Source organism: Knoellia altitudinis, assembly GCF_042666355.1.
GTDB lineage: Bacteria > Actinomycetota > Actinomycetes > Actinomycetales > Dermatophilaceae > Knoellia > Knoellia altitudinis.
In genome coordinates, this window is sequence record NZ_JBHTDK010000001.1 from 2,996,097 (window position 1) to 3,019,037 (window position 22,941).

The window sequence follows — 22,941 nt, forward strand, 5'->3', positions numbered from 1 at the left end:
ATGACGGCAACCGTGACCGGCGGCAGGGACGACACCGACGTGTCGACCCTGCCGCCGAACGCGCAGCCACCGACGGCCGACGCGGGGGTTGCCGGCGATGGGCAGGCGCCTCGCCCGGTCGGGCGCTCGCGACTGCGGGGAGCCGGGCGACCTCTGGGCATCGGCGTCGTCGGGCTGTGGCTCAGCGTCATGGTGCTGCTGCCGTTGGCCGCCCTCACGGCGACGTCCTTCGAGGAGGGGTGGACCGGCTTCTGGGAGGCCGTGACCGCACCGGTCGCGCTGGCGTCGTTGCGCGTGACGATCGTCGCCGCCCTGGTGGTGGCGGTCATCAACGCCGTCATGGGCACCCTCATCGCCTGGGTCCTCGTGCGTGACGACTTCCCGGGCAAGCGCTTCGTCAACGCGCTCATCGACCTGCCGTTCGCGCTGCCGACCATCGTCGCGAGCATCGTCCTGCTGTCGCTCTACGGCCCCAACAGCCCGGTCGGGATCCACCTCAACGCGACCCAGCCCGGCCTCGTCGTGGCTCTGGCCTTCGTCACGCTCCCGTTCGTCGTGCGCTCGGTGCAGCCGGTGCTGCTCGAGCTCGACCGCGAGGTCGAGGAGGCGTCGGCATCGCTAGGTGCCTCGAGCTGGGTGACGTTCCGCCGCGTCGTCCTGCCGACCCTCCTGCCGGCCATCATCAGCGGGACGGGGCTGGCGTTCGCGCGGGCCATCGGCGAGTACGGCTCGGTCGTCCTCATCGGCGGCAACATCCCGCGCGAGACCCAGGTCGCGTCGCAGTACATCCAGCAGCAGATCGAGATCGACCGCCCGGTCAACGCGGCGGCCGTGTCGGTCGCCCTGCTCGCCATCGCCTTCGTCACCCTGGCCGTCCTCCGCTGGTTCGCGGGACGGGCCCTGCACCGCGAGCAGGAGTCGTCATGAGCGCCTCGACCTCCCAGCCGGCCAAGCCGGCCAAGCCGGCCAAGCCGGCCAGGTCGGCCAAGCCGGCCCAGCCGGCCCAGCCGGCCAGGCTCGCGCTGCGCACGCTCGCCCTGGGCTACCTCACCGTCCTCGTCGCGGTCCCCATCGTCCTCATCCTCTGGCGCACCCTCGAGCCGGGCCTCGGTGCCTTCGTCGACTCCATCCGCACGCCCGCAGCCATCTCGGCCCTCAACCTCTCGCTGCTCATCGTCGCGATCGTCGTGCCCCTCAACGTGGTCTTCGGTGTCGGCACCGCGCTGGCGCTGGTCCGTGGCCGCTTCCCCGGCAAGGGGCTCCTCCAGGCCGTCGTCGACCTGCCGTTCGCCGTCTCGCCCATCGTCGTCGGCGTCGCGCTTATCCTGCTGTGGGGCTCCGGCGGCTGGTTCGGTGGCGTCGAGGGCCTGGGCTTCCAAGTGATCTTCGGCCTCCCCGGCATGGTCATCGCCACCCTCTTCGTCACCCTGCCCTTCGTCGTGCGCGAGGTGGAGCCGGTGCTCCACGAGATCGGCACCGAGCAGGAGCAGGCGGCCTCGACCCTCGGTGCCAGCTCGTGGCAGACGTTCTGGCGGATCACCCTCCCGGCGATCCGGTGGGGACTGACCTACGGCGTGGTCCTGACGATCGCCCGCGCGCTCGGCGAGTTCGGCGCCGTGATCATGGTCAGCTCCGGCTTCCCCGGCGTCTCGCAGACCCTCACGCTGCTCGTGCACTCCCGCTACATCGACGACCACAACACCTACGGCGCGTATGCCGCAGCCACCCTGCTCATGGGCCTTGCCGTGGCGACGTTGCTCGGCATGACCCTGCTCGACCGCAAGAGGAGCCAACGATGATCAGCGTCACCGGAGCCCGGAAGAACTACGGCACCTTCACCGCCCTCGACGACGTGTCGCTCGACATCCCGGCCGGCAGTCTCACCGCCCTGCTCGGGCCCAGTGGCTCGGGCAAGTCGACCCTGCTGCGTGCCATCGCCGGCCTGGAAGGTCTCGACGGCGGGCGCATCGTCATCGGCGGGACGGACGTCACCGGCATACCCCCTCAGAAGCGGGGGATCGGCTTCGTCTTCCAGCACTACGCCGCGTTCAGGCACATGACGGTGCGCGACAACGTCGCGTTCGGACTGACGATCCGCAAGCGTCCCAAGGCCGAGATCAAGCGCAAGGTGGACGACCTGCTCGAGATCGTCGGGCTCGACGGGTTCCAGCACCGCTACCCGGCCCAGCTCTCCGGTGGGCAGCGGCAACGCATGGCCCTGGCCCGGGCGCTCGCCGTCGACCCCGAGGTGCTGCTGCTCGACGAGCCGTTCGGGGCGCTCGACGCCAAGGTGAGGGCCGACCTGCGCCAGTGGCTGCGGCGCCTGCACGACGAGGTGCACGTGACGACGGTCCTCGTGACGCACGACCAGGAGGAGGCTCTCGACGTCGCCGACCGCATCGCCGTCCTCAACAAGGGGCAGATCGAGCAGGTCGGCGACCCGGTCACGCTCTACGACCGGCCGGCCAACGACTTCGTCATGTCCTTCCTCGGGTCCGTGGCCCGCCTCGGTGGGCAGCTCGTGCGACCCCACGACATCGCGCTCCACCGGAGCCGGGAGCGCGCGGTGCAGCTCGATGCGCGCATCGGTGGCTCACCCGGCGTCATCGAGGCGGTGGTCGATCGCGTCGTGCGTCTCGGCTTCGAGGTCCGGGTGGACCTGCGCGCCGACACCGGGGAGCGGTTCGCGGCGCAGCTCACCCGCGCCGAGGCCGACGCGCTGGCTCTCGTGGCCGGCGACACCGTCTTCGCGCACACCGTCCAGGTCGTCAACCCGGCCGAGGCGGAGCCCGCCCTCGCCATCTGAGGTCCGCGATTCGGGGTCCGGGCGCGGGTCGGGGCACAATGCGGGCGTGGACATCTCGGCGCGCACGGACTACGCAGTGCGCGCCATGCTCATCCTCGCCGAGGCCCAGGAGGCCTCGTCGGGCCCGGTGAGCGTCGAGTCCCTCGCCCAGCGCCAGAGCCTGCCTCGCAAGTTCCTCGAGGCCATCGTCGCCGACCTGCGCACGGCCGGGCTCGTGACGAGCACCCGTGGGGCCCATGGAGGCTACGCCCTGGTCCGGCCCGCGACCGACATCGTCCTCGGTGACGTCTTCCGGGCGGTCGACGGCCCGCTCGCCGAGGTGCGTGGGGTGCGACCGCACGAGACGGCCTACGACGGAGTTGCCGCGCACCTGCCCACCGTCTGGGTCGCGGTGCGGGCCAGCCTGCGCGCCGTCCTCGACACCACCTCGCTCGCCCACGTCCTCAGTGGCGAGCTGCCCGACGCCGTCCGCGAGCTCACCGCCGACCCCGACGCCTGGACGAACCGCACATGACCGACCGACCCGCCAAGAACGACCCGACGGACCCGAGCCTGCGAGTCCACGACCTCGGCCCCGGTGTCGACCCCGACGACCTCGCCACGCTTCTCCGCGTCCTCGAGCAGCTCCCGGAGCTCGACGGTGACCACCCCGACATCCAGGTCGTCAAGCGCGCGACCGGACGCATGTACAAGCAGGTCCGCAAGGCCCGTCGCCGCGAGGCCAAGCAGCCGCAGATCGACCACGACGAGGCGATCATCGCCCGGACCGCCACGGGCTCCCCGATGCGCATCGACGACGAGACCAAGGGCATCCTGCTCGAGGTCCCGGTCGCCGGGACGACCGTGGGCGAGCTCATCGAGCCACGCGGGTGCTACATCTGCAAGGACGACTACACGCACGTCGACGCGTTCTACCACTGGCTCTGCCCTCCGTGCGCCGCCAAGAGCCACCTCAAGCGCGTGCAGCGGGCCGACCTCACCGGCAAGCGCGCCCTCCTCACGGGTGGCCGGGCCAAGATCGGCATGTACATCGCGCTCATGCTCCTGCGCGACGGCGCCCACCTGACGATCACGACGCGCTTCCCCCACGACGCCGCGAGGAGGTTCGCGGCACAGGAGGACTCGCACGAGTGGATCGACCGCCTCAAGGTCGTCGGCATCGACCTGCGCGACCCCACGCAGGTCGTCGCCCTCGCCGACGAGGTCGCCGCAGCCGGTCCGCTCGACATCCTCATCAACAACGCCGCCCAGACCGTGCGCCGCTCGCCGGGCTCCTACTCGCACCTCGTCGACGGTGAGCAGGTGCCTCTCGAGAGCAACATCCGCTACCCCGAGCTCGTGACCTTCGACCGGATCAGTGACGCCCACCCGGCCAACCTCCTCGGGACCCTCACGGCCAACAAGGTCGCCCACCACGAGGGCGAGTCCGAGGAGGACGCCGCGCGCGCTCTCGCCCAGCGCACCGCGGCCTCGATGACCGAGATGGCCCTGACCGCAGGGCATGCCAGCCTGGAGGCGCACCTCGCCGGGACCGCCGTCGACGCCGGGGGCCTCCTGCCCGACACGCAGCGCAACAACAGCTGGACCCAGGTCGTCGACGAGGTCGACCCGCTCGAGCTCCTCGAGGTCCAGCTCTGCAACTCGACGGCGCCGTTCATCCTCATCTCCCGGCTCCGCCCGTCGATGCGAGCAGCGGTGGCAGCAGGGGCTCGTCGCGCCTACGTCGTCAACGTCTCGGCGATGGAGGGCCAGTTCTCGCGCCGTTACAAGGGCCCGGGGCACCCTCACACCAACATGGCCAAGGCCGCCCTCAACATGCTGACCCGCACCAGCTCGGGCGAGATGTTCGAGACCGACCGGATCCTCATGACTGCCGTCGACACCGGCTGGATCACCGACGAGCGCCCCCACCACGAGAAGCTGCGGATCGCCGCCGAGGGCTGGCACGCACCCCTGGACCTCGTCGACGGGGCCGCGCGCGTCTATGACCCCATCGTGCGCGGCGAGGCCGGCGAGGACGTCTACGGCTGCTTCGTCAAGGACTACGAACCCAGTCCCTGGTGAGAGAGCGGGGTATGCCGCGTGGACGACTTCGGTGAGTGGGTCCGGGACGCCTTCGCTCTGGGGGCGGGGCCACTGGCCCGCGTGGTCGGCGGGCGCGGCGCCGACGGAGACATCTGGCACCTGCGGGTCGGCGAGCGCGAGTATGCCGTCAAGCGCCCCTTCCGGGCCGTCGACGCGGACGTCGTCCACCGAGAGGCCGAGCTGCTCGAGTACCTCGCAGCCCACGGGGTCGAGGTACCGACCCACGTCATGACGGCCGACGGCCGGCTGGTCGTCGAGGTCCCGGACGCGCTCGGCGGCGGGAACGCCCGGGTGAGCCGCTGGGTGGCCGGGACGTCCGTCACAGATCAGACGTCGGAGGTCGCCGAGCCGCTCGGAGCCCTTCTGGCACGGCTGCACCGCGCGGCGCCCGTCACGCAGGACCCTCCGCGGGCCTGGTACACCACGATGGTGCCGACCGACGAGTGGACGGAGCTGATCGAGCGCTCGGTCGGACAGCCTTGGCACGGCGCCCTGCTCGCGCGGGAAGGCGACCTCACGGCATACGCGGAGGTCGTGGACCGAGCCGGCCCGGGCACGGGACCCTTCGTCCGGGGTCACTGCGACCTCCACCCGGACAACGCGCTCGCAGCGCCGGACGGCAGCCTGCGCGCGCTCGACTGGGAGGACTGCGGGCCGCTGGACCCGACCCGTGAGCTGGCCAAGACCCTCGTGCAGTGGCACGTGCTGGGCGAGGACGTCGACGACACGGCGATCGCGAGAACCGTTGCGGCATACCGGAAGGAGGGTGGTCCCGGGATGCTCGCCGGAACGACGGACTTCGCGATGGTGCTGTGCAGCGAGACGAACTTCCTTGCCCACCAGATCAGGCTCGCCCTCGACGGTGATGCGGCCGGGGAGCGTCGGGAGCAGGCCCACGGCGAGATCACCGAGGCGCTCGAGGACTACCTGCCGAGCCTCAGCGCGCTGGACCGGGTGCTGGACGCTGCCCAGCTGCCGTGACGAACCTGCGGGCCGCTCGGTGGCCCACGAACGTGAGCAGGACCACGACGGACGCGGCGGCGAACCACGGAGCCGCTGTGGCCCACTCGACGGCGTCGGGGTCGATCACCCGGCCCCCCGACGTGCAGGTCGTGGGCAGGTCCGCCCCACCCGAGCACGACATCGCAGAGGGTCCCGAGGTGGCCAGCACCCATCCCAGCCAGGCGATCCCCACTGCGAGGGCAAGTCCCAGGCCGGCGATCGCGGGCCAGCCGTCCGGGGCGTGGGCCGTGCGCACGATCGACACGACGAGCAGGGCAACAGCGACGGGGAGGACGAAGATCCCGATCGAGAACATCCCCAGGAGCGTGAGCACGCCGACGAGGCCAGTGAGGGCCCACAGGGCGAAGAGAGCCCACGGCGCCGGAGCCGGACGCACGATGACGGTCACGTCACCACGGTAGGACCGCAGGGCGCCCAGGAACAGGGGCGGACGGCATACCGGATCGACGGAGGTGTGCCGCATGCTCGGCTCGCCGTTCGGAGCACCTCTCGAGTTCTGGCAGAATGGGCGGCTGTACACCTTCTGGCCGCACCGATGTCGGCCGGATGCCTACCCCGGGCACCGGTACCCCGCGTGAACATCACCGCGGTCTCGCCGTGCCCACAACAGGAAACGGAGTCACTCACGTGGCCGTCAAGATTCGTCTCAAGCGCATGGGCAAGATCCGCACCGCCATCTACCGCGTCGTCGTCATGGACTCGCGCACCAAGCGCGATGGCCGCGCGATCGAGGAGATCGGCAAGTACGACCCCAACCAGGAGCCGTCGCTCATCGACATCGACATGGAGCGCGCGAACCACTGGCGCTCCAAGGGTGCCCAGCCGACCGAGGCCGTGGCTGCTCTCCTGAAGATCATGGACGAGGGCACCCTGCGGGTGGCCGAGCCCAAGGCCAACAAGAAGGACCTCTACGAGGCCGCCCTTGCCGCCGCCGGCAAGTCCGAGGGCGACGACGCCTCCGGCGCCACCACCGCGAAGAAGAAGGCCGCCGTCAAGAAGGCTGACGCCCCCAAGGCTGACGAGGCGAAGGCTGACGAGGCCCCCAAGGCGGATCAGGCCGAGCAGCCCACAGCGGACGAGGTCGCCCCGGCGGCCGACACCGACTCGGGCGCTGCTGCCGCCGAGAGTGCCGAGGCGCCCGCCGAGGGTCCCGACACCGAGGCCACCGAGGACAAGGCAGGGGCCTGACGATGCTCGAGGAGGCGCTGGAGCACCTCGTCACCGGGATCGTCGACCACAAGGACGACGTCGAGGTGAAGCGCAAGGAGCTCCGTCGCGGCGAGATCATCGAGGTCCGGGTCCACCCGGATGACCTTGGTCGCGTCATCGGTCGCTCCGGCCGCACGGCCAGCGCGCTGCGCACCGTGCTGACCGCGCTCGCCGGTGGCAGGCCCGTCCGGATCGACATCGTCGACACCGACCGGGCGCGCTGAGCACGACAGCGCCGACGCACGAAGCACCAACGCACGTCAGTCAGGAATGGCGCCGCGCCCCCGAGGGGCGCGGCGCCTCCGTCTGCCCGGAGCCTGAGAGGATCTCACCCATGGCCCGCAGCACCGACCCCCTCCTCATCGCCCGCATCGGCAAGCCCCACGGGCTCCGGGGCGAGGTGACGGTCCAGACGCACACCGATGACCCCGAGACCCGCTACGTGCCGGGGGCGACCTTCGACACCGAGGCGGCACCCGGGACCGGCGTGCCCCGGACCCTGACCGTTGCGACGGCGCGCAAGCACCGCGAGATCTGGCTGCTCGGCTTCGACGAGATCCCGGACCGCACCGGCGCGGAGTCGTTGCGGGGGACCCAGCTCTTCCTCGACGCCGACACGGTCGACGAAGCGGAGAGCGACGAGGACGACGGCTGGTACGAGCACGACCTCGTGGGACTGGCCGTCCACGACCCCGAGGGTGTCGTCCTGGGTGAGGTCACCGGGCTCGTCATCGGCGCCGTGCAGGACCTCCTCGAGGTGCGCCTCGTCGACCGCCGCGAGGTGCTCGTGCCGTTCGTCGAGGCGATCGTCACCGAGGTCGACACCGAGGCCGGCCACGTCGTCGTCGACGCGCCCGCGGGGCTCTTCGACCTCGACGAGGCGTAGTCGACATGCGCTCCCTGCGACTGGACGTCGTCTCGATCTTCCCCGAGTACCTCGCGCCGCTCGACCTCTCCCTCATCGGCAAGGCGCGCCGGGACGGGCTGATCGACCTGCACGTCCACGACCTGCGGGACTTCGCCCACGACCGCCACCGCACGGTCGACGACTCGCCCTACGGCGGCGGCGCCGGCATGGTCATGAAGCCCGGCCCGTGGAGCGAGGCGCTCGGACACGTCCTGGCACAGGGCAGTCCGCCGGCCGAGGACCACCAGCCGCGCGTCCCGACCCTCATCATCCCCGGTCCCGGCGGAGAGCCGTTCACGCAGCAGATCGCGCGTGAGCTCTCTGAGGAGCCGTGGCTCGCGTTCGCCTGTGGCCGCTACGAAGGCATCGACGAGCGCGTCTACGAGTGGGCGGGCGAGCGGATGCCGGTGCGCGTCCTCTCCCTCGGTGACTACGTCCTCAATGGTGGTGAGGTCGCGGTCCTCGCCATGGTCGAGGCGGTCGCCCGCCTCCTGCCGGGCGTCATCGGCAACGTCGAGTCGCTGGTCGAGGAGTCGCACGAGGACGGCCTCCTCGAGTACCCCGTCTACACCAAGCCCGCCGAGTGGGACGGCCGAGCCGTGCCCGACGTCCTGCTCGGCGGCAACCACCGGGCCATCGCCGCCTGGCGGCGCGAGCAGCGCATCCAGCGCACGGCGCAGCGCCGCCCCGACCTCCTGCCGCCGACCGCCGCCACGTCCGCGCTGAGTGGGCTCGAGGAGCGCGTCGCCACCCCCGCCGACGCCCCCGACCTGCAGGTGCTGACCCGGGCCTGCTGGGCGCCGGAGTTCGCCCGCTACGGCATGTTCAGCGCCGGCGAGGAGGACCTCGAGACGGTGCGCGACGGCATACAGGAGTGGGACACCAGGGTCTGGCGCAAGGACGGACAGCTGCTCGCCTCCGTGCGCGTCCGTCCGCACCCGACCCACTCCGGGACGTGGCAGATCGGTCGCCTCATGGTCGCGCCCTACCTGCAGGGGCGTGGACTCGGCCGAGAGCTGCTCGTGTATGCCGAGTCGCTGGCTCCCGACGACGTCCGCACCTTCTGGCTCAACACCGGTGCCAGGAGCACGGAGAACCTGCGCCTCTACAAGAAGGCCGGCTACAGGGTGCGCCCCGGCGAGGGCGAGTTCCCCGGAACTGTCGACCTCACCAAGCGCTCCACCACTAGCCTGCCGTGATGAGCACACCGTCCCTGCCGCCGCCGATGCCGCCGAACCTCGTCGACCTCCGGCAGCAGCACGAGCGCCTCGAGGGGCAGCTTCGCACCGCCAGGCTCGTCGTCCTCGGCGCCAGTGTCGTGTTCGCACTCTTCCTGGCGCTGCTCGCCGGGTCCCGGCTCGACGGTCTCGCCGGCCTCGCCCTCGGTGTCCTCACCTTCGCGATCCTCATGCTCTCCATCGCGCTGTGCGTGGCGATCTCGCTGACCCGGGAGAAGGAGCATGCCGGCCCGGCAGGCAGGGGGCCGTCGAGCTTCGGGCAGGTCGTGACGAGTGCGCCGGGTCCGCAGGTGTGGGAGTCGGTGAACGCTGCCCTGCGTGAGCTGAAGTTCGTCCCGGGCCGCCCCATCGACCCCCAGACCGTCGTGTCGACGCGCTCGCTCTCGATGGCCAGCTGGGGCGAGACCCTGACGATCCGGATCGTGTCGACGACCGACGGGCGAGGGCTCGTCACGGTGTGGTCGCGCCCGGCATACCCGTTGCAGTGGATCGACTACGGCCGCAACCGCAAGTACGCCAATGCCGTCCTGGGCGCCGTCCCCGGTGCGGAGACAGTTCGCGAGCCGGATGTGGCTTCCCGGGCCTGATCGATCCGGCTCGCAAGCGCAGGTCGGCTCACGAGCCGTCTCGGGTCGCGTCACTCACGGACGCAGGCGGGCGTGGAGGTCCGCGGGCAGGAGGCGAGCCGAGCTGATGAGCCGCCCAGCCACCACCGTGGTCGTCGTCTGCGCCGCCATGATCCCGAGCAGGACGAGCACCTGCGCCGCGGCCGCCTGCGCCGGGGACCCGCCCCCGAGCAGCACGCCGATGAACGCACCGGGCAACGTGACCACGCCGGCCGTGCGCACCTGGTCGAGGCCGGGGATGAGCGCCTCGGGCAGCCGGCGGTGGACGATCTCGTCGATCGACTGCGCTCGGGTCAGCCCGATCGAGAGCCCGGCGTCGTACTGTGCGGCCTCCTCGCGCAGCGCCGCGAACGAGCGTCGTCCCACCAGCGTGTGTCCGTTCATCGTGTTGCCCAGGATGATGCCCACGACCGGGATGAGGGCGATCCCTTCGAGCGGCACCGTCCGCGTCAGCAGGATGACCGCGACGACGGGCAGCAGCCCCGCGAGCATCGCCAGGGTCGACCACGGCCAGGCACCCACCGCCCCGACCCGACGCGTCGTCGTGAACACCGCCACCGCGAACATCGCGCAGAGCAGGAGCACCGACAGCAGCAGGTCGCGCGCCACGGCCGTGATGACCAGCGCGGCGAGCCCCAGCTGGACCACCGCCCGTCCGGCCGCCACGAGAGTGGCGGTGGGCTGCGGAAGCCGCCCCACGGCATACATGACCAACGTCAGCACGAGAAGTGCGACGCAGGCCAAGGCGACCGGCCACCCGGGATCGATGCTCATGTCGCAAAGGTAGGCCGCGCCTCCCACGCGCGGTTGTCGGCTCGCCTTGGCATCCTTGGGACATGACAGGGGAGTGGTGGGGAGGGATCCTCGCGTTCATCGGTGCAGCGATCGGGTCCGGCGCGACCTTCTACGCCGCCAGACGCGACACCCTGGCGCAGTCCGACGCCGCGGCCAGGGACCTGACCCAGCGAGAGCGGGCCGGCGCGCGGGAGGAGTGGGGTCGGCGTTTCACCGCTGCCCTGGCCGACATCAACGCGCAGGACTCGTTCCGACGACGCGAGCTGGGTCGGGTGGTCCTTGTCGAGCTGGCCACGAGCGACCTGGCCACCACGGAGGAGCGTGACCTCGCCGACTCCGTGCTCGTGGCCGACGCGCGTCTCGACCTCGAGAGGGACGAGGTCGCGCTCGGGCGCCCCGGAATGGTCGTGGACGACGTCGACGTTGTGGAGGATGATGGAGACGCAGCATCCGAGAGGAGCCGGTCATGAGCAAGCGCATCGTCAAGGTCACGCGTGACCAGGTGCAGTCCGCCAAGGCGCTCATCCGTCTGCGCGGTGGCGAGGACAAGGTGGACCCGGACATCGTGCTCATCGCGAACGCCCGTCGGCTCCCCCGTGACGAAGCCTCCGGGGCCGCGGCGACCTGACCAGCCGATTTCTCGGTATGCCGTGTGCTCTGGCAAACTTGTCCCTTGCGTCCGTCGATCAACGCCCCTGCCACAGGGGGAGTGCAGAGCGGCTGAGCCACTGGCCCAGATCCGCCGCGCATGAGGCACGACACCGCAACCTCCATTCATGGCAGTACCAGCACATGTGGGTGACCTGTGGCACCGCACGAGAAAGCGAAGCAGTCATGCAGCGTTTCCACGAGGTCGACAAGGCCTCCCTCCGCGATGACATCCCGGCCTTCCGCGCCGGCGACACCGTCAACGTCCACGTCAAGGTCATCGAGGGCACGCGCTCGCGCGTCCAGGTCTTCAAGGGCATCGTCATCCGCCGCCACGGTGGCGGCCTCGGCGAGACCTTCACCGTCCGAAAGGTCTCTTTCGGCGTCGGTGTCGAGCGCACCTTCCCGCTCCACACGCCGGTGATCGACCACATCGAGCTCGTCACCCGCGGTGACGTCCGCCGCGCGAAGCTCTACTACCTCCGCGACCTGCGCGGCAAGGCTGCCAAGATCAAGGAGAAGCGCGAGACCCCGGCGAGCTGAGCCGAGGCACGACGCGCAGCGACCCGGCGGCTAGCATCGACTCGATGACGTCGCCGGCCACCCCCGACACCGACCCGGTCCCCGCCACCACGGCAGGGGCCGGGTCGAGTCGTGCCCACCGGGTTCCCCTTTTCCTGGCCGCGGGTGTCCTCGCCGTGATGCTCGTGCGGGCCCTCCTCATGCAGCCGTATGCCGTGGCCAGCGACTCGATGGCGCCCACCCTCGAGGAGGGGCAGCGGGTTCTCGTCGCCAAGGTGGGTTCGCCCTCGATCGGTGACGTCGTCGTCGCCGACGTCACGCAGGCGTGGCCCGGGCCGGACCGTTCGACCCACACGGACGACGGGCTTCTCGGCCGAGTCCTCGGGTCGGCCTCCGCTGCCGTCGGCGTCGACCTCGGTGAACGTTCGGTTCTCGGTCGGGTCGTCGCCGGCGGGGGAGAGGACGTCGTCTGCTGCACCGCCGGACGGGTCACCGTGGACGGTGCCGCCGTGGGTCCGCGGCTCGCCGGGGATGCCGCTCCCTTCCGGGTCACCGTCCCGGAGGGCCGATACTTCCTGCTCAGTGACACGGCGGCCGGAGCCATGGACTCCCGCACCCACGTCGGGGCCGGATCAGCGACCACGGATGGGACGATTGCCGCGGACGCCGTCATCGGCACCGTCGTCACGCGCATCTGGCCCCTCCGCCAGGTGGGCGCCCCAGCCGCCCCGACCACCACCCAGCCCTGAGAGCGCGGACACCAGTGATGACGAGCCACGAGGCCCGGTTCGAACCGGGCCAGTTCGACCCTGACGCGTCCCGGGGGGCACCGGTCGACGGGTCCGGCCCGGGCGCCACCGCCGACCCGCGCAGTCCTCGCGACCCGGACCGTGACGGGCCCACTCGTGCCCGCTCCGCCGCCGGTGCCGCGGGGGCCGCGATCCGGGAGTTCGTCGTGGTCGTCGCGATGGCGCTGGCCCTGTCGTTCGTCGTCAAGACGTGGCTGATCCAGGCCTTCTACATCCCCTCGGGCTCGATGGAGGACACCCTCATCCTCAACGACCGCGTGGTCGTCAACAAGCTCGTCCCCGGCGTCGTCGACCTGCAGCGCGGTGACGTCGTCGTCTTCGAGGACCCGGGTGACTGGCTCTCGTCCGTCCCCGAGGTGAGTCACGGGCCGGTGCGCGACGGTGTCGAGCGGGTGCTGTCCTTCGTCGGCCTGCTGCCCAACACCTCGGACAACCACCTCATCAAGCGCGTCATCGGTCTGCCGGGTGACAGGATCGCCTGCTGCGACGCGCAGGGTCGGCTCACCGTCAACGGCGTCCCGATCTCCGAGCCCTACATCAAGACCGGTGACGTGCCGAGCTCGATCACCTTCGACATCACCGTGCCCGAGGGCAAGGTGTGGGTCATGGGTGACCACCGCAGCGACTCCGAGGACTCCCGCTTCCACGACCCGGACGGCACCGGCGCTGAGGGGTCGGTGCCGATCGACCACATCACCGGGCGCGCCGTCGCCATCGTCTGGCCGTTCGCCCGAGGCGGCTGGTTGGGCTCGCCGGAGACGACCTTCGACAAGGTGCCGAACCGCGGTGCCTCGTCGTCCACGCCGACGCCCTCCGCGCCCACGTCCCCCACGAGCCCCTGACCCGCGACCGATCCGTCCCCGCACGAAGGACCGCACCACCTGTCATGCCCCCAGCACCTCGATCCCGCAAGCCGAGTCTGCGCGTGGAGCGCGCCCTCCAGCGCGACGGCTACCGGCTCCTCGCCGGCATGGACGAGGTCGGCCGGGGGGCGCTCGCGGGACCGGTCTCCGTGGGTGTGGTCGTCATCGACGAGACCTGCCGGTCGGCTCCCCAAGGAGTGCGGGACTCCAAGCTGCTCCAGCCCCACGCCCGCGAGGCCATGGTGCCGCGGATCCGACGCTGGGCCTTCGCCCACGCCGTGGGGCACGCCTCGCCGGCGGAGATCGACGAGATCGGGATCATCGCCGCGCTGCGGCTGGCCGGGCGCCGCGCCCTCGCCTCGCTCGACGTCGCGCCGGACCTCGTCATCCTCGACGGCAACCACGACTGGCTGACCTCCCCCGACGAGGTCGGGCTCCTGGCGTTCACCTCCGAAGAGGTCCACACGCCGCCGGTGACGACGATGATCAAGGCCGACCTGAAGTGCTCCTCCGTCGCCTCGGCCAGCGTCCTGGCCAAGGTCGAGCGCGACCGGATCATGGTCGGCCTCGCACCGGACCACGCGGCATACCGGTGGGACCTCAACAAGGGCTATGCCGCGCCGGAGCACATGGATGCGCTGCGCGAGCACGGCCCTTGCGACCTGCACCGACGCTCATGGCGACTACCCGGCACGATGGACGATGATGAGCCCTTCGCCGTGCCGGTCGACGGCGCGGGGATCGCACCTGACATGGTGGCGGCGACAGCTGGACCACACGACGACGGAGTTGGCACGCATGAGCGCTGAGGACCTCGAGAAGTACGAGAGCGAGATGGAGCTCGCCCTCTACCGCGAGTACCGCGACGTCGTCGGGCTCTTCTCGCACGTCGTCGAGACCGAGCGTCGCTTCTACCTGTGCAACTCGGTCGACGTCAAGGTCCGCAGCGACGGCGGCGAGGTCTTCTTCGACGTGACGATGCAGGACGCGTGGGTCTGGGACATCTACCGACCCGCGCGTTTCGCCAAGCAGGTGCGCGTGGTGACCTTCAAGGACGTCAACGTCGAGGAGCTCGCCAAGTCAGAGCTGCAGCTGCCCAAGGGCGACTTCTGAGCCTTCCGTCATCCCCTCGGGGGACGGATGAGCTCGCGGCGGATGCTCCAGAGGTTCGGTGACGAGCAGGTTCCGCCGTCGCCGGCGTAGACCGTGGCCGCGGACTCGAACAGCGCGAACAGCGACGGGGTGCCGTCGTTGCGCGGCGCCCACGTGATGCCCTCGGACATCGTGCGGATCTTCTGCTCGTAGTGGACCGTGAGGGCGCTCGTGTCCGTCGACTGCTGCTTCTCGGTCACCGTGAGCAGGCTGGCCAACGTCCTGCCCTCGGAGCGGCTGAAGGCGAAGAAGCGACCTGCCACCGCAGCGCCCTGGGTCTTGGACGGGGTGACGAACGTGCGCCACTGACCGTAGGGGATTCCATCGCCGTTGAGCGCGTCGTACTCGTAGAGCCGGTTGCCCTCGAAGCTGCCGACGTAGAGCTTGCCGCGATGCGACGTGGCGTAGGACCCGGCCCTGGTCAGGGTGTTGTTGCGGATCGGCATGACCCTGCCGGGCGCTCGTCGCAGCACCTGGTCGACCTTGTAGCTGAAGACGTGCGGATCGGCCTCGGTGTCCCCGTCCCCGAGGAGGTCCGCCGTCTCGGCCACCACGAGCCAGCCGTCGACGACGGCAAGCCCCCCGACGTGGGCTCCTCCGGCGGGGTTGGCGTTGACCGGGTCGACCTGCACGTGGGTGCGGTAGCCGCCGCGGCTGTCGAAGGCGGCGATGAGCGCGTTGCGTGCTTCGTAGTCGTCGTCGATCGCGGGCCGTCCGTCGTAGTAGGACACGAAGAACACGTCGTGAGCCGCGTCGTACGCCAGTCCCTGGGGGACGTAGTCGCGGCTGATGACGCCCCCGGCGAACACGTCCCACCGCTTCTTCTGCCACGTGCCGCGGAAGGACGCGAGGTCCTCGTCCTCGCAGCTGCTGACCTCGGGGAAGTCGTCGCTGGCGTGGGCGGGAGCCGCGGCCACGACACCGATCACGAGTCCGGATCCGGTCACGAGTGCAGCGAGGCCGGCAATGAGTCGTCGGCGAATCGAGGTCGACATGGTCCCCCCAAGGAGTGTTGGCCAGGGCCCACCGCCCTGGTTGGTGTCTGAACCCTAGCGGTGGACCGGGCTCGCGTCCCGGGGTTGTTGCGACCTCTCGAAACCGTCCGAGTTGTCCACAGGCACCCCGATGGGGAGGGACTCGTCCACAGATCGCTGAGGGGTGGTGGCGCCACGCCACGCTGCACGCCGACGCTGCTCGGTATGGACGGACACGTGGCCCTGGGCACCTACGGCGAGGACCTCGCGGCGCGATATCTGCGCGAGCGGGGCCTCCAGATCCTCGAACGCAACTGGCGGTGCGCCGAGGGCGAGATCGACCTCGTGGCGCTCGACGGCGACTGCCTCGTCGTGTGCGAGGTCAAGACCCGCCGTGGCACCGGCGCCGGCGACCCGCTCGAGGCGGTGACCTGGGAGAAGGCCCGGCGGCTGCGGCGTCTCGCCGCGGCATACCTGCGCTCGCGTCCCGGAGCCGTGCCGCAGGTGCGCATCGACGTGATCGGCGTCCTCGCCGAGCGCGGACGGCCACCGGTCGTGCGGCACGTCGTGGCGGTGGGCTCGTGAGCGCCAAGCTCGGTCGGACGCTGTGCGTGGCCCTCAGCGGACTCGACGGGCGGATCGTCGACGTGGAGGCCCACATCTCGTCACAGCTCCCGAACTTCAGCGTCACCGGCCTGCCCGACAAGGCCTGCGGGCAGGCACCGGACCGCGTGCGGTCCGCCGCCGCGACGAGTGGCCACCCGTTGCCGCCACAGCGCATCACGGTCAACCTCTCGCCCGCGTCGATCCCCAAGCAGGGCACCGGTTTCGACATCGCCATCGCGCTGGCGGTGCTCGCCGCAGCCGGGGTGGTCGATGCCCGGCGCATCGCTCAAGTGGTCCACCTCGGTGAGCTCGGGCTCGATGGGCGGGTGCGCGGCGTCCGCGGCATCCTCCCCGCCGTCCTGGCGGCCGCCCGCGCCGGGGTGGCTCATGTGGTCGTCCCACCCGAGAACGTCGCCGAGGCGCAGCTCGTCGACGGCGTCACCGTGCACTGCGCGCCCACCCTGGCGACCCTGGTGCACTGGTATGCCGTGCGCGGCGGTGTCGACCCGCTCCCCGTTCCGGGGCCGGTCGAGGCCGACGGCGAGGAGGTGCACCGGCACGGCGACCTCGCCGACGTCCTCGGCCAGCCCGAGGCTCGGCTGGCCGTCGAGATCGCCGCCGTCGGCGAGCACCACCTGCTCATGAACGGGCCTCCCGGTGTGGGCAAGACGATGCTGGCCGAGCGACTCGTGACGATCCTGCCGCCCCTCTCCCGGGAGCAGGCGCTCCAGACGCACGCCATCCGCTCCCTCACCGGCGACGAGATCAGGGCGAGCGAGCTCGACCTGACGCCGCCGTTCGTCGCACCGCACCACAGTGCGTCCATGGCCTCGATCACGGGGGGCGGCTCGGGCGTGGTGCTGCCCGGGGCGATCTCGCGGGCCCACTGCGGCGTGCTGTTCCTCGACGAGGCCGGCGAGTTCAAGACCTCGGTGCTCCAACAGCTGCGGCAACCTCTGGAGTCCGGAGAGGTGACGATCGCCCGGGCCAAGCAGCTCGTCCGCTATCCCGCACGGTTCCAGCTCGTCCTGGCGACGAACCCGTGCCCGTGCGGGCGGGGATGGGGCAAGGGCATCGACTGCGTCTGCAGCGCCGTCGAGCTCCGGAGCTACCAGGCCAAGCTGTCCGGGCCGCTCATCGACCGGGTCGACATCCAGGTCGTCGTGCCGCCGGTGTCGCGAGCCGCCTTCGGGGACGACGACGGCGAGTCGAGCGCCACCGTCCTCGAGCGGGTCATGGAGGCGCGGGGTGTCCAGCAGGAGCGCTGGTCGCGGCACGGCTGGGCGACCAACGCCCGGGTGCCCGGGCACGCCCTGCGGCGAGCGCCGTGGCGGCTGCCCGGTCAGGTCACGGCATCGATCGACCGAGGTCTCGACCTGGGACAGCTCACGCTGCGCGGCTACGACCGCACCCTGCGTCTCGCCTGGTCGGCCGCCGATCTCTTCGGTCGGGTGTCGCCGACCGCCGAGGACGTCGGCCTGGCCTTCACCCTCCGCAGCCAGGGAAGGGCTGCGGCGTGAGCGGGCGGAGTCCGGGCAGCATCCCGGGCGCGGCCGCGCTGGTGAGCGAGCGGTGGGCCCGGATGGCCTGGAGCCGGGTCGCCGAGCCCGAGACGGTCTTGGTGCGTGACTGGGTCGAGGCACACGGCGCCGTCGAGTCGATGGACCGACTGCTCTCAGGGTCCTTGGCGCCGGACGGTCGCTTTGACCAGCGCATCGCGGCGCTCGACCTCGACCAGGCCCGGCGCGCACTGGACCGGCTGCACGTGCGAGTCGTCATCCCCGGCGACGACGAGTGGCCCCTGGGGCTCGACCAGCTGGAGTCGCCGCCTCTGTGCCTCTATGCCCGGGGCACCTGCGACCTCGCCGTGGCCGATGGGAGCGTGGCGGTGGTGGGGTCGCGTGCGGCGACCGCCTACGGACTGAGGGTCGCCGCCGACCTCGGTCAGGGACTGGTGCAGCGCGGCGTCACGGTCGTGTCCGGTGCGGCGTTCGGCATCGACGCCGCGGCGCACCGGGGGGCCCTGGCCGGAGGCGGGCCGACGATCGCCGTGCTCGCGAGAGGACTGGACCGGGCCTACCCCCAGGCGCACGAAGGTCTGCTGCGCGAGATCGCCGACAACGGAGCGGTGGTGAGCGAGCTGCCTCCGGGTTGGGCTCCCTACCGGCAGCGGTTCATCGCGCGCAACCGGCTCATCGCCGCGATGAGCGTGGGCACCGTCGTCGTCGAGGCCGGCCTCCGGTCGGGCTCCCTCAACACGGCCAGGACGGCCCGCATCCTGGTGCGACACGTGGCTGCCGTGCCAGGTCCGGTGACGTCAGTGCAGTCGGCGGGATGCCACAAGCTCCTGCGCGAGACCGACGCCCTGCTCGTGACCGACGCCGCGGAGGTGCTCGACCTGATGGGGCGGTTGAGCCTCGATGCCGTGGGCCCGGCCAGGGCGCCGGTGACGCCGGAGTCCGACCTCGACTCCCTCGCCCGCACCGTGTGGTCCGCGGTGCCGGTCCGGACGCCGGCCGACCTGGCCAAGCTCCAGCGCCTCACGGCCCTGGACACGACGACCCTGCTGGGAGTTCTCGGACGGCTCACCATGCTCGGCCTCGTCGTCCGGGTGGGTGAGCGGTGGCGCAAGGTGCCGGCCCCACGACGGTGAGGGAGCCTGTCGGAGGCGGAACCGCCGCCGAGGTGGTTGATCGTGCAGCGACCTGATGAGAGCGTGCAGGGTGTGAGTGCCAGCCGGCAGGTCGTGGTCGACGCCTTCGAGCGTCATCTCCGGCTCGAGCGCAGCCGGTCGGCGCACACCGTCCGGGCCTACCTCGCCGACCTGCGGGACTTCCTCACGCACGTCGACTCCGAACACCAGCCACCGGCGACCGGGGCGGAGGGCGAGGTCCCCGCCGCCGACCCCACCCCGCTGACCGAGGTTCGACTCGCCGACCTGCGGGCCTGGCTCGGTGTCCTCGCCTCCGCCGGCGCGGCACGGTCGAGCATCGCCCGCCGCTCCGCCGCCCTCCGGACGTTCTTCGGCTGGGCCACGCGCCAGGGCCACGTCGACGCCGACCCCTCGCTGCGCCTCGTGGCTCCGAAGCGCCATCGGACCCTGCCCCCGGTGCTGGCCAGGGACGACGCCGTGGGCATGCTCGACGTCGCCGCCGTGGCTGCCGACGACGATGACCCCGTGCACCTGCGAGACCGAGCGGTGCTCGAGCTGCTCTATGCCACCGGGATCCGGGTCGGTGAGCTCACCGGACTGGACGTCGACGACGTCGACTTCGAGGTCGACGTCATCAGGGTGATCGGCAAGGGCGACAAGGAGCGTCGCGTGCCCTTCGGCCGGCCTGCCCGTTCCGCGCTCACCGGGTGGCTCGACCGTGGCCGGCCCCGCCTGCTCGTGGCCGACAGCGGTTCGGCTCTCTTCCTGGGCCGGCGAGGGCGCCGCATCGACCCGCGCCAGGTGCGTACCCTCGTCCACGACATGTTGACGCACGTGCCCGATGCCCCGGACCTCGGCCCGCACGGACTCCGGCACAGCGCAGCCACGCATCTCCTCGAGGGGGGCGCCGACCTCCGCATGGTGCAGGAGCTGCTCGGGCACGCCTCGCTTGCGACGACCCAGATCTACACCCACGTGTCCATCGAGCGCCTCACCGCCTCCTATGCCCAGGCGCACCCGCGTGCCTGACGAGCTCGACGTCCCGGAGTGGGTCAGTGAGCCCCCCTCCTCACCCTCGTCCGTCCAGGACCGTGGGGCCGCGCGCCGGGCCGACCTGCGCCGCGCAGGGCGCGAACGGGAGGACCTGCAACGCGAGCGTCGGCGTCACCACAGCGACACGCGGAGGCCGAGGCGCGAGCGTCGTCAGGCCCTCGAGCGGGACCTGCGACCGCTGCCAGGCGCCCGTCGAGCGACCCGGTCCGTCGAGATGGTTCCGCCGGGACTCCTGACGGATGCCGCCGACGATGTCCGAGCGGACGTCGCACCCGAGCCCGTGACCAGGTCCCGTCGGCGCTCCTCCGCCCACGTCCAGCGCCCGTCGCGCGTCCGATTCGCCCGCCGGAGGGCCGCAGCAGCGCTGGCCCTCACGACCGGCCTCGCCCTCCTGCTCTGGTCCTTCTGGCCCAGCGAGGGCTCGAGTCCGCCCGAGCGAGGCACGGCGGACCTCAGGGCGGCGGTGGCGCCGCGGAGCGATCCGACGGCCGTCGCCGAGGACCCACCCACGGCGACTGTCGAGGTCCCGTTACCGGGTGTCACAGCGGTGCCCAGGTCCGGCGACGGCGCCTTGACGTCGGTGGCGCTGCCCGCCATCGCCGCCCCCAAGGTCAACCCCCACCGCACCGTCCGGGTGGGGTTCCAGGTCGAGAGCGGGTCGGGAGTCGACGCCGCACAGGCCGCGACGATCATCTCGGCCACGCTGGGCGACGAGCGCGGTTGGCAGACCCGCGACCAGGTCCGGTTCCGGGCCGTGTCACCCGCCGCTGTCGCCGCGGGCGACGTCGACATCACCATCGTCCTGGCCAGTCCCAACCTCACCGACGACCTGTGCGCACCCCTTCGGACGCGTGGGGAGGTGTCCTGCTTCAACCTGCGCAAGGTGGTGCTCAACACCCGTCGCTGGACCGCCGGGGTGCCCGGCTACGGCAAGGACCTCGCGGCGTACCGGCAGTACATGGTCAACCACGAGGTGGGGCACGGGCTCTATCACGGTCACGTCGAGTGCCCCGGCAAGGGCACTCTCGCGCCTATCATGCTTCAGCAGAGCAAGGGCTTGGACGGATGCCGACCCAACGCGTGGCCGACCCTGCGCTGACCGGGCCTCACGACCCGACGGCAAGGGGCAGCAGGATGACCGGGCCGCCGCCGAGCAGGGGACGAGGGTCGAGATAGGCCGAGCCAACGAGCGCACCGAGATGAAGACACGCGCCGCCGCAGTGGGAGCGGCCCGCAACCGTGCCGATCAGCTGGCCTGCCGACACCCGGGCACCTGTGCTCACGGCGCCTCGCACGGGCTCGTAGGTGCTGCGCAGCCCCGACGCGTGGGTGATGCTCACCGTGCCACGCCCGGCGATGACGCCCACGTGGGACACGACTCCCTCGTCGACGGCCTGCACCTGCTGTCCCTGCTTCGCTGCCAGGTCGATACCGCGGTGACCGGCTCCGTAGGTCGAGCGCGGCGCCACGAACGCGGCCAGCACGGCCGGTCGGGGACTTACCGGCCAGGACCACGTCCGGCGCAGCGAGTCCGGGTCCGGGCCAGGCACCCGCACCGGCCCGGTCACGGCCCCGGCCTCCGGTGGGGACACCGGAGCATCGGGGCCCAGAACGACGCCGGGGACGAGGCTGCCCACCAAGGTGAGCGCGACGAGGAGCGGGCGGATGGCTGGGGTCGGTGACATGCCACCGACCCTGCGACGCGGTCGGCGCCGACTGCCAGCCCCATCGGCTCATCTGTGGACGCCGGCTGAGTCCCACCCGGCCTGTGGATGGTCCGGACCCTCAGGTCCGCAGGGCCGCCAACCGTGCGGCGGCGTCGCGCAGCACGTCGTCCCGCTTGCAGAACGCGAACCTCACCAGCGTGCGTGCGGCGTCCACGTCGTCGTGGAAGACCGACACCGGGACGCCGGCAACCCCGGCCCGCGCCGGGAGCTCACGGCAGAACTCGAGGGCGTCCGTCGCGCCCAGCGGCGCCGCGTCGGCGACGACGAAGTAGGTCCCACCCGGCACCGACACGTCGAGCCCGATGCCACGCAGTGCCGAGACCAACAGGTCACGCTTGCCCTCCATGGAACGGGAGAGGCCGGCATACACGTCGTCCCCGAGACCCAGGCCGAGTGCCACCGCGGGCTGGAAGGGCCCCGAGGCGACATAGGTGAGGAACTGCTTGACCGTCCGCACCGCCGCCACGGCCTGCGCCGGGCCGCTCACCCAGCCGACCTTCCATCCCGTCGTCGAGAACGTCTTGCCGGCCGACGAGATGGTCAGGGTGCGCTCGGCCATGCCGGGCAGGGTCGCGACCGGGACGTGCTCCAGCCCGTCGAAGACGAGGTGCTCGTAGACCTCGTCGGTGACCACCCACGCGTCGAACTCCCGGGCCAGCTCGCAGATCAGCTCGAGCTCGGCCCGGGTGAAGACCTTGCCCGTCGGGTTGTGGGGCGTGTTGAGGAGCACCAGCCGGGTCCGCGCAGAGAAGGCCGCCCGCAACGAGTCCTCGTCGACGGCGAAGTCGGGGAAGCGCAGCACCGACGTGCGGCGCACGGCACCAGCCAGGGCGATGGACGCGGCATACGAGTCGTAGTAGGGCTCGAAGGTGACGACCTCGTCTCCCGTCTCGCACAGCGCGAGGATCGTCGCCGCGATCGCCTCGGTGGCGCCGACGGTGACGAGGACCTGGCTGCGAGCGTCGACCTCCAGGCCGTAGAACCGCTTCTGGTGCGTGGCGATGGCGTCGAGCAGCTCGGGCTCACCGGCGCCGGGTGGGTACTGGTTGCGTCCGCCGTCGATCGCCGCCTTCGCCGCATCGAGAATCTCCTGCGGCCCGTCGGTGTCGGGGAAGCCCTGGCCGAGGTTGAGGGCGTCGTGCTCGACGGCCAGGGCAGTCATCTCAGCGAAGATCGTCGAACCGTAGCCCTGCATCCGGTGCACGAGAGGCGAATCCATGTGCGCAGGCTACGCGTCGGTGCCCC

At 71.4% G+C, this 22,941-nt stretch carries 28 protein-coding genes; 23 read left to right on the forward strand and 5 right to left on the reverse strand.

Features of this window, described 5'->3' with window-relative positions; genetic code table 11:
- The 6 genes from cysT to ACFQW8_RS14105 are packed head-to-tail and all read left to right on the forward strand — an operon-like array spanning position 1 to position 5,872.
- Positions 1-927, forward strand: a complete 927-nt coding sequence (gene cysT / locus ACFQW8_RS14080) for a sulfate ABC transporter permease subunit CysT (RefSeq protein ID WP_380088310.1) — start codon at positions 1-3, stop codon at positions 925-927.
- A complete protein-coding gene (gene cysW / locus ACFQW8_RS14085) occupies positions 924-1,799 on the forward strand; it encodes a sulfate ABC transporter permease subunit CysW (protein ID WP_380088312.1) in 876 nt (291 codons plus the stop codon). The genes cysT and cysW overlap by 4 nt, the downstream gene beginning before the upstream one ends.
- Entirely contained in the window at positions 1,796-2,806 is a 1,011-nt protein-coding gene (locus ACFQW8_RS14090) for a sulfate/molybdate ABC transporter ATP-binding protein (protein WP_380088314.1), read from the forward strand. The genes cysW and ACFQW8_RS14090 overlap by 4 nt, the downstream gene beginning before the upstream one ends.
- Before the next feature lie 46 nt (positions 2,807-2,852).
- On the forward strand, positions 2,853-3,320 hold the full coding sequence (locus ACFQW8_RS14095) for an RrF2 family transcriptional regulator (RefSeq protein WP_380088316.1): 468 nt from the start codon (positions 2,853-2,855) through the stop codon (positions 3,318-3,320).
- Positions 3,317-4,870, forward strand: coding sequence for an SDR family NAD(P)-dependent oxidoreductase (locus ACFQW8_RS14100; RefSeq protein WP_380088318.1), 1,554 nt, complete (start codon positions 3,317-3,319; stop codon positions 4,868-4,870). Before ACFQW8_RS14095 ends, ACFQW8_RS14100 begins: the two co-directional genes overlap by 4 nt.
- Before the next feature lie 18 nt (positions 4,871-4,888).
- On the forward strand, positions 4,889-5,872 hold the full coding sequence (locus ACFQW8_RS14105) for a phosphotransferase enzyme family protein (RefSeq protein WP_380088320.1): 984 nt from the start codon (positions 4,889-4,891) through the stop codon (positions 5,870-5,872).
- Here the strand turns inward: ACFQW8_RS14105 and ACFQW8_RS14110 are convergent.
- Positions 5,829-6,302 carry a hypothetical protein gene (locus ACFQW8_RS14110; protein WP_380088321.1) on the reverse strand — a complete coding sequence of 158 codons (474 nt, stop codon included), beginning with the start codon at positions 6,300-6,302 and terminating at the stop codon, positions 5,829-5,831. The two genes, ACFQW8_RS14105 and ACFQW8_RS14110, sit on opposite strands and share 44 nt — an antisense overlap.
- Positions 6,303-6,541: 239 nt before the next feature.
- Between ACFQW8_RS14110 and rpsP the strand changes: the two genes are divergently transcribed.
- The 5 genes from rpsP (at position 6,542) to ACFQW8_RS14135 (ending at position 9,855) form a co-directional block, all read left to right on the forward strand.
- Positions 6,542-7,102: a 30S ribosomal protein S16 gene (gene rpsP, locus ACFQW8_RS14115; protein ID WP_380088323.1), complete on the forward strand. Its 561-nt coding sequence runs from the start codon at positions 6,542-6,544 to the stop codon at positions 7,100-7,102.
- 2 nt (positions 7,103-7,104) lie between these two features.
- Positions 7,105-7,347, forward strand: coding sequence for an RNA-binding protein (locus tag ACFQW8_RS14120; protein ID WP_380088325.1), 243 nt, complete (start codon positions 7,105-7,107; stop codon positions 7,345-7,347).
- Positions 7,348-7,457: 110 nt separating this feature from the next.
- A complete protein-coding gene (rimM, locus tag ACFQW8_RS14125) occupies positions 7,458-8,009 on the forward strand; it encodes a ribosome maturation factor RimM (RefSeq protein WP_380088327.1) in 552 nt (183 codons plus the stop codon).
- Positions 8,010-8,014: 5 nt separating this feature from the next.
- A complete protein-coding gene (gene trmD, locus ACFQW8_RS14130; protein WP_380088329.1) occupies positions 8,015-9,229 on the forward strand; it encodes a tRNA (guanosine(37)-N1)-methyltransferase TrmD in 1,215 nt (404 codons plus the stop codon).
- The gene (locus tag ACFQW8_RS14135) at positions 9,229-9,855 is read left to right on the forward strand and encodes a hypothetical protein (protein ID WP_380088331.1); all 627 of its coding nucleotides are present in this window, start codon (positions 9,229-9,231) and stop codon (positions 9,853-9,855) included. Before trmD ends, ACFQW8_RS14135 begins: the two co-directional genes overlap by 1 nt.
- Positions 9,856-9,909: 54 nt before the next feature.
- Here ACFQW8_RS14135 and ACFQW8_RS14140 read toward each other — a convergent pair whose 3' ends face one another.
- Positions 9,910-10,668: an ABC transporter permease gene (locus ACFQW8_RS14140; protein ID WP_380088333.1), complete on the reverse strand. Its 759-nt coding sequence runs from the start codon at positions 10,666-10,668 to the stop codon at positions 9,910-9,912.
- A gap of 62 nt (positions 10,669-10,730) precedes the next feature.
- Between ACFQW8_RS14140 and ACFQW8_RS14145 the strand changes: the two genes are divergently transcribed.
- From ACFQW8_RS14145 to ACFQW8_RS14175, 7 genes are all read left to right on the forward strand, one after another.
- Entirely contained in the window at positions 10,731-11,159 is a 429-nt protein-coding gene (locus ACFQW8_RS14145; RefSeq protein WP_380088335.1) for a hypothetical protein, read from the forward strand.
- Positions 11,156-11,317, forward strand: coding sequence for a hypothetical protein (locus ACFQW8_RS14150; protein ID WP_380088336.1), 162 nt, complete (start codon positions 11,156-11,158; stop codon positions 11,315-11,317). Before ACFQW8_RS14145 ends, ACFQW8_RS14150 begins: the two co-directional genes overlap by 4 nt.
- 206 nt (positions 11,318-11,523) lie before the next feature.
- Positions 11,524-11,880 (forward strand): 50S ribosomal protein L19, encoded by a 357-nt coding sequence (gene rplS, locus ACFQW8_RS14155; protein WP_380088338.1) that lies wholly within the window; start codon positions 11,524-11,526, stop codon positions 11,878-11,880.
- Positions 11,881-11,924: 44 nt separating this feature from the next.
- Complete coding sequence (lepB, locus tag ACFQW8_RS14160; RefSeq protein ID WP_380088340.1) at positions 11,925-12,608, forward strand: signal peptidase I; 684 nt, start codon at positions 11,925-11,927, stop codon at positions 12,606-12,608.
- 17 nt (positions 12,609-12,625) lie between these two features.
- A complete protein-coding gene (lepB, locus tag ACFQW8_RS14165; RefSeq protein WP_380088342.1) occupies positions 12,626-13,510 on the forward strand; it encodes a signal peptidase I in 885 nt (294 codons plus the stop codon).
- A 44-nt stretch (positions 13,511-13,554) separates the two neighbouring features.
- The gene (locus ACFQW8_RS14170) at positions 13,555-14,340 is read left to right on the forward strand and encodes a ribonuclease HII (RefSeq protein WP_380088344.1); all 786 of its coding nucleotides are present in this window, start codon (positions 13,555-13,557) and stop codon (positions 14,338-14,340) included.
- Positions 14,330-14,644 (forward strand): DUF2469 domain-containing protein, encoded by a 315-nt coding sequence (locus tag ACFQW8_RS14175; protein WP_035906130.1) that lies wholly within the window; start codon positions 14,330-14,332, stop codon positions 14,642-14,644. Before ACFQW8_RS14170 ends, ACFQW8_RS14175 begins: the two co-directional genes overlap by 11 nt.
- An 8-nt stretch (positions 14,645-14,652) precedes the next feature.
- On the opposite strand, the gene ACFQW8_RS14180 is transcribed toward ACFQW8_RS14175, so the two are convergent.
- Entirely contained in the window at positions 14,653-15,678 is a 1,026-nt protein-coding gene (locus tag ACFQW8_RS14180; protein WP_380088346.1) for a hypothetical protein, read from the reverse strand.
- A 204-nt stretch (positions 15,679-15,882) separates the two neighbouring features.
- On the opposite strand from ACFQW8_RS14180, the gene ACFQW8_RS14185 reads away from it, so the two are divergent.
- The 5 genes from ACFQW8_RS14185 to ACFQW8_RS14205 are packed head-to-tail and all read left to right on the forward strand — an operon-like array spanning position 15,883 to position 21,068.
- Positions 15,883-16,242, forward strand: a complete 360-nt coding sequence (locus ACFQW8_RS14185) for a YraN family protein (RefSeq protein WP_380088348.1) — start codon at positions 15,883-15,885, stop codon at positions 16,240-16,242.
- Entirely contained in the window at positions 16,239-17,783 is a 1,545-nt protein-coding gene (locus ACFQW8_RS14190; protein WP_380088349.1) for a YifB family Mg chelatase-like AAA ATPase, read from the forward strand. The genes ACFQW8_RS14185 and ACFQW8_RS14190 overlap by 4 nt, the downstream gene beginning before the upstream one ends.
- On the forward strand, positions 17,780-18,916 hold the full coding sequence (gene dprA, locus ACFQW8_RS14195) for a DNA-processing protein DprA (protein WP_380088350.1): 1,137 nt from the start codon (positions 17,780-17,782) through the stop codon (positions 18,914-18,916). Before ACFQW8_RS14190 ends, dprA begins: the two co-directional genes overlap by 4 nt.
- Before the next feature lie 36 nt (positions 18,917-18,952).
- Positions 18,953-19,945 (forward strand): tyrosine recombinase XerC, encoded by a 993-nt coding sequence (locus tag ACFQW8_RS14200; RefSeq protein WP_380088352.1) that lies wholly within the window; start codon positions 18,953-18,955, stop codon positions 19,943-19,945.
- The gene (locus ACFQW8_RS14205; RefSeq protein ID WP_380088354.1) at positions 19,938-21,068 is read left to right on the forward strand and encodes a DUF3152 domain-containing protein; all 1,131 of its coding nucleotides are present in this window, start codon (positions 19,938-19,940) and stop codon (positions 21,066-21,068) included. Before ACFQW8_RS14200 ends, ACFQW8_RS14205 begins: the two co-directional genes overlap by 8 nt.
- A 7-nt stretch (positions 21,069-21,075) precedes the next feature.
- Here the strand turns inward: ACFQW8_RS14205 and ACFQW8_RS14210 are convergent, their stop codons facing one another.
- Positions 21,076-21,654 (reverse strand): murein hydrolase activator EnvC family protein, encoded by a 579-nt coding sequence (locus tag ACFQW8_RS14210; RefSeq protein WP_380088355.1) that lies wholly within the window; start codon positions 21,652-21,654, stop codon positions 21,076-21,078.
- 100 nt (positions 21,655-21,754) lie between these two features.
- The gene (locus ACFQW8_RS14215) at positions 21,755-22,915 is read right to left on the reverse strand and encodes a pyridoxal phosphate-dependent aminotransferase (protein ID WP_380088356.1); all 1,161 of its coding nucleotides are present in this window, start codon (positions 22,913-22,915) and stop codon (positions 21,755-21,757) included.
- Between the last annotated feature and the right edge of the window lie 26 nt (positions 22,916-22,941).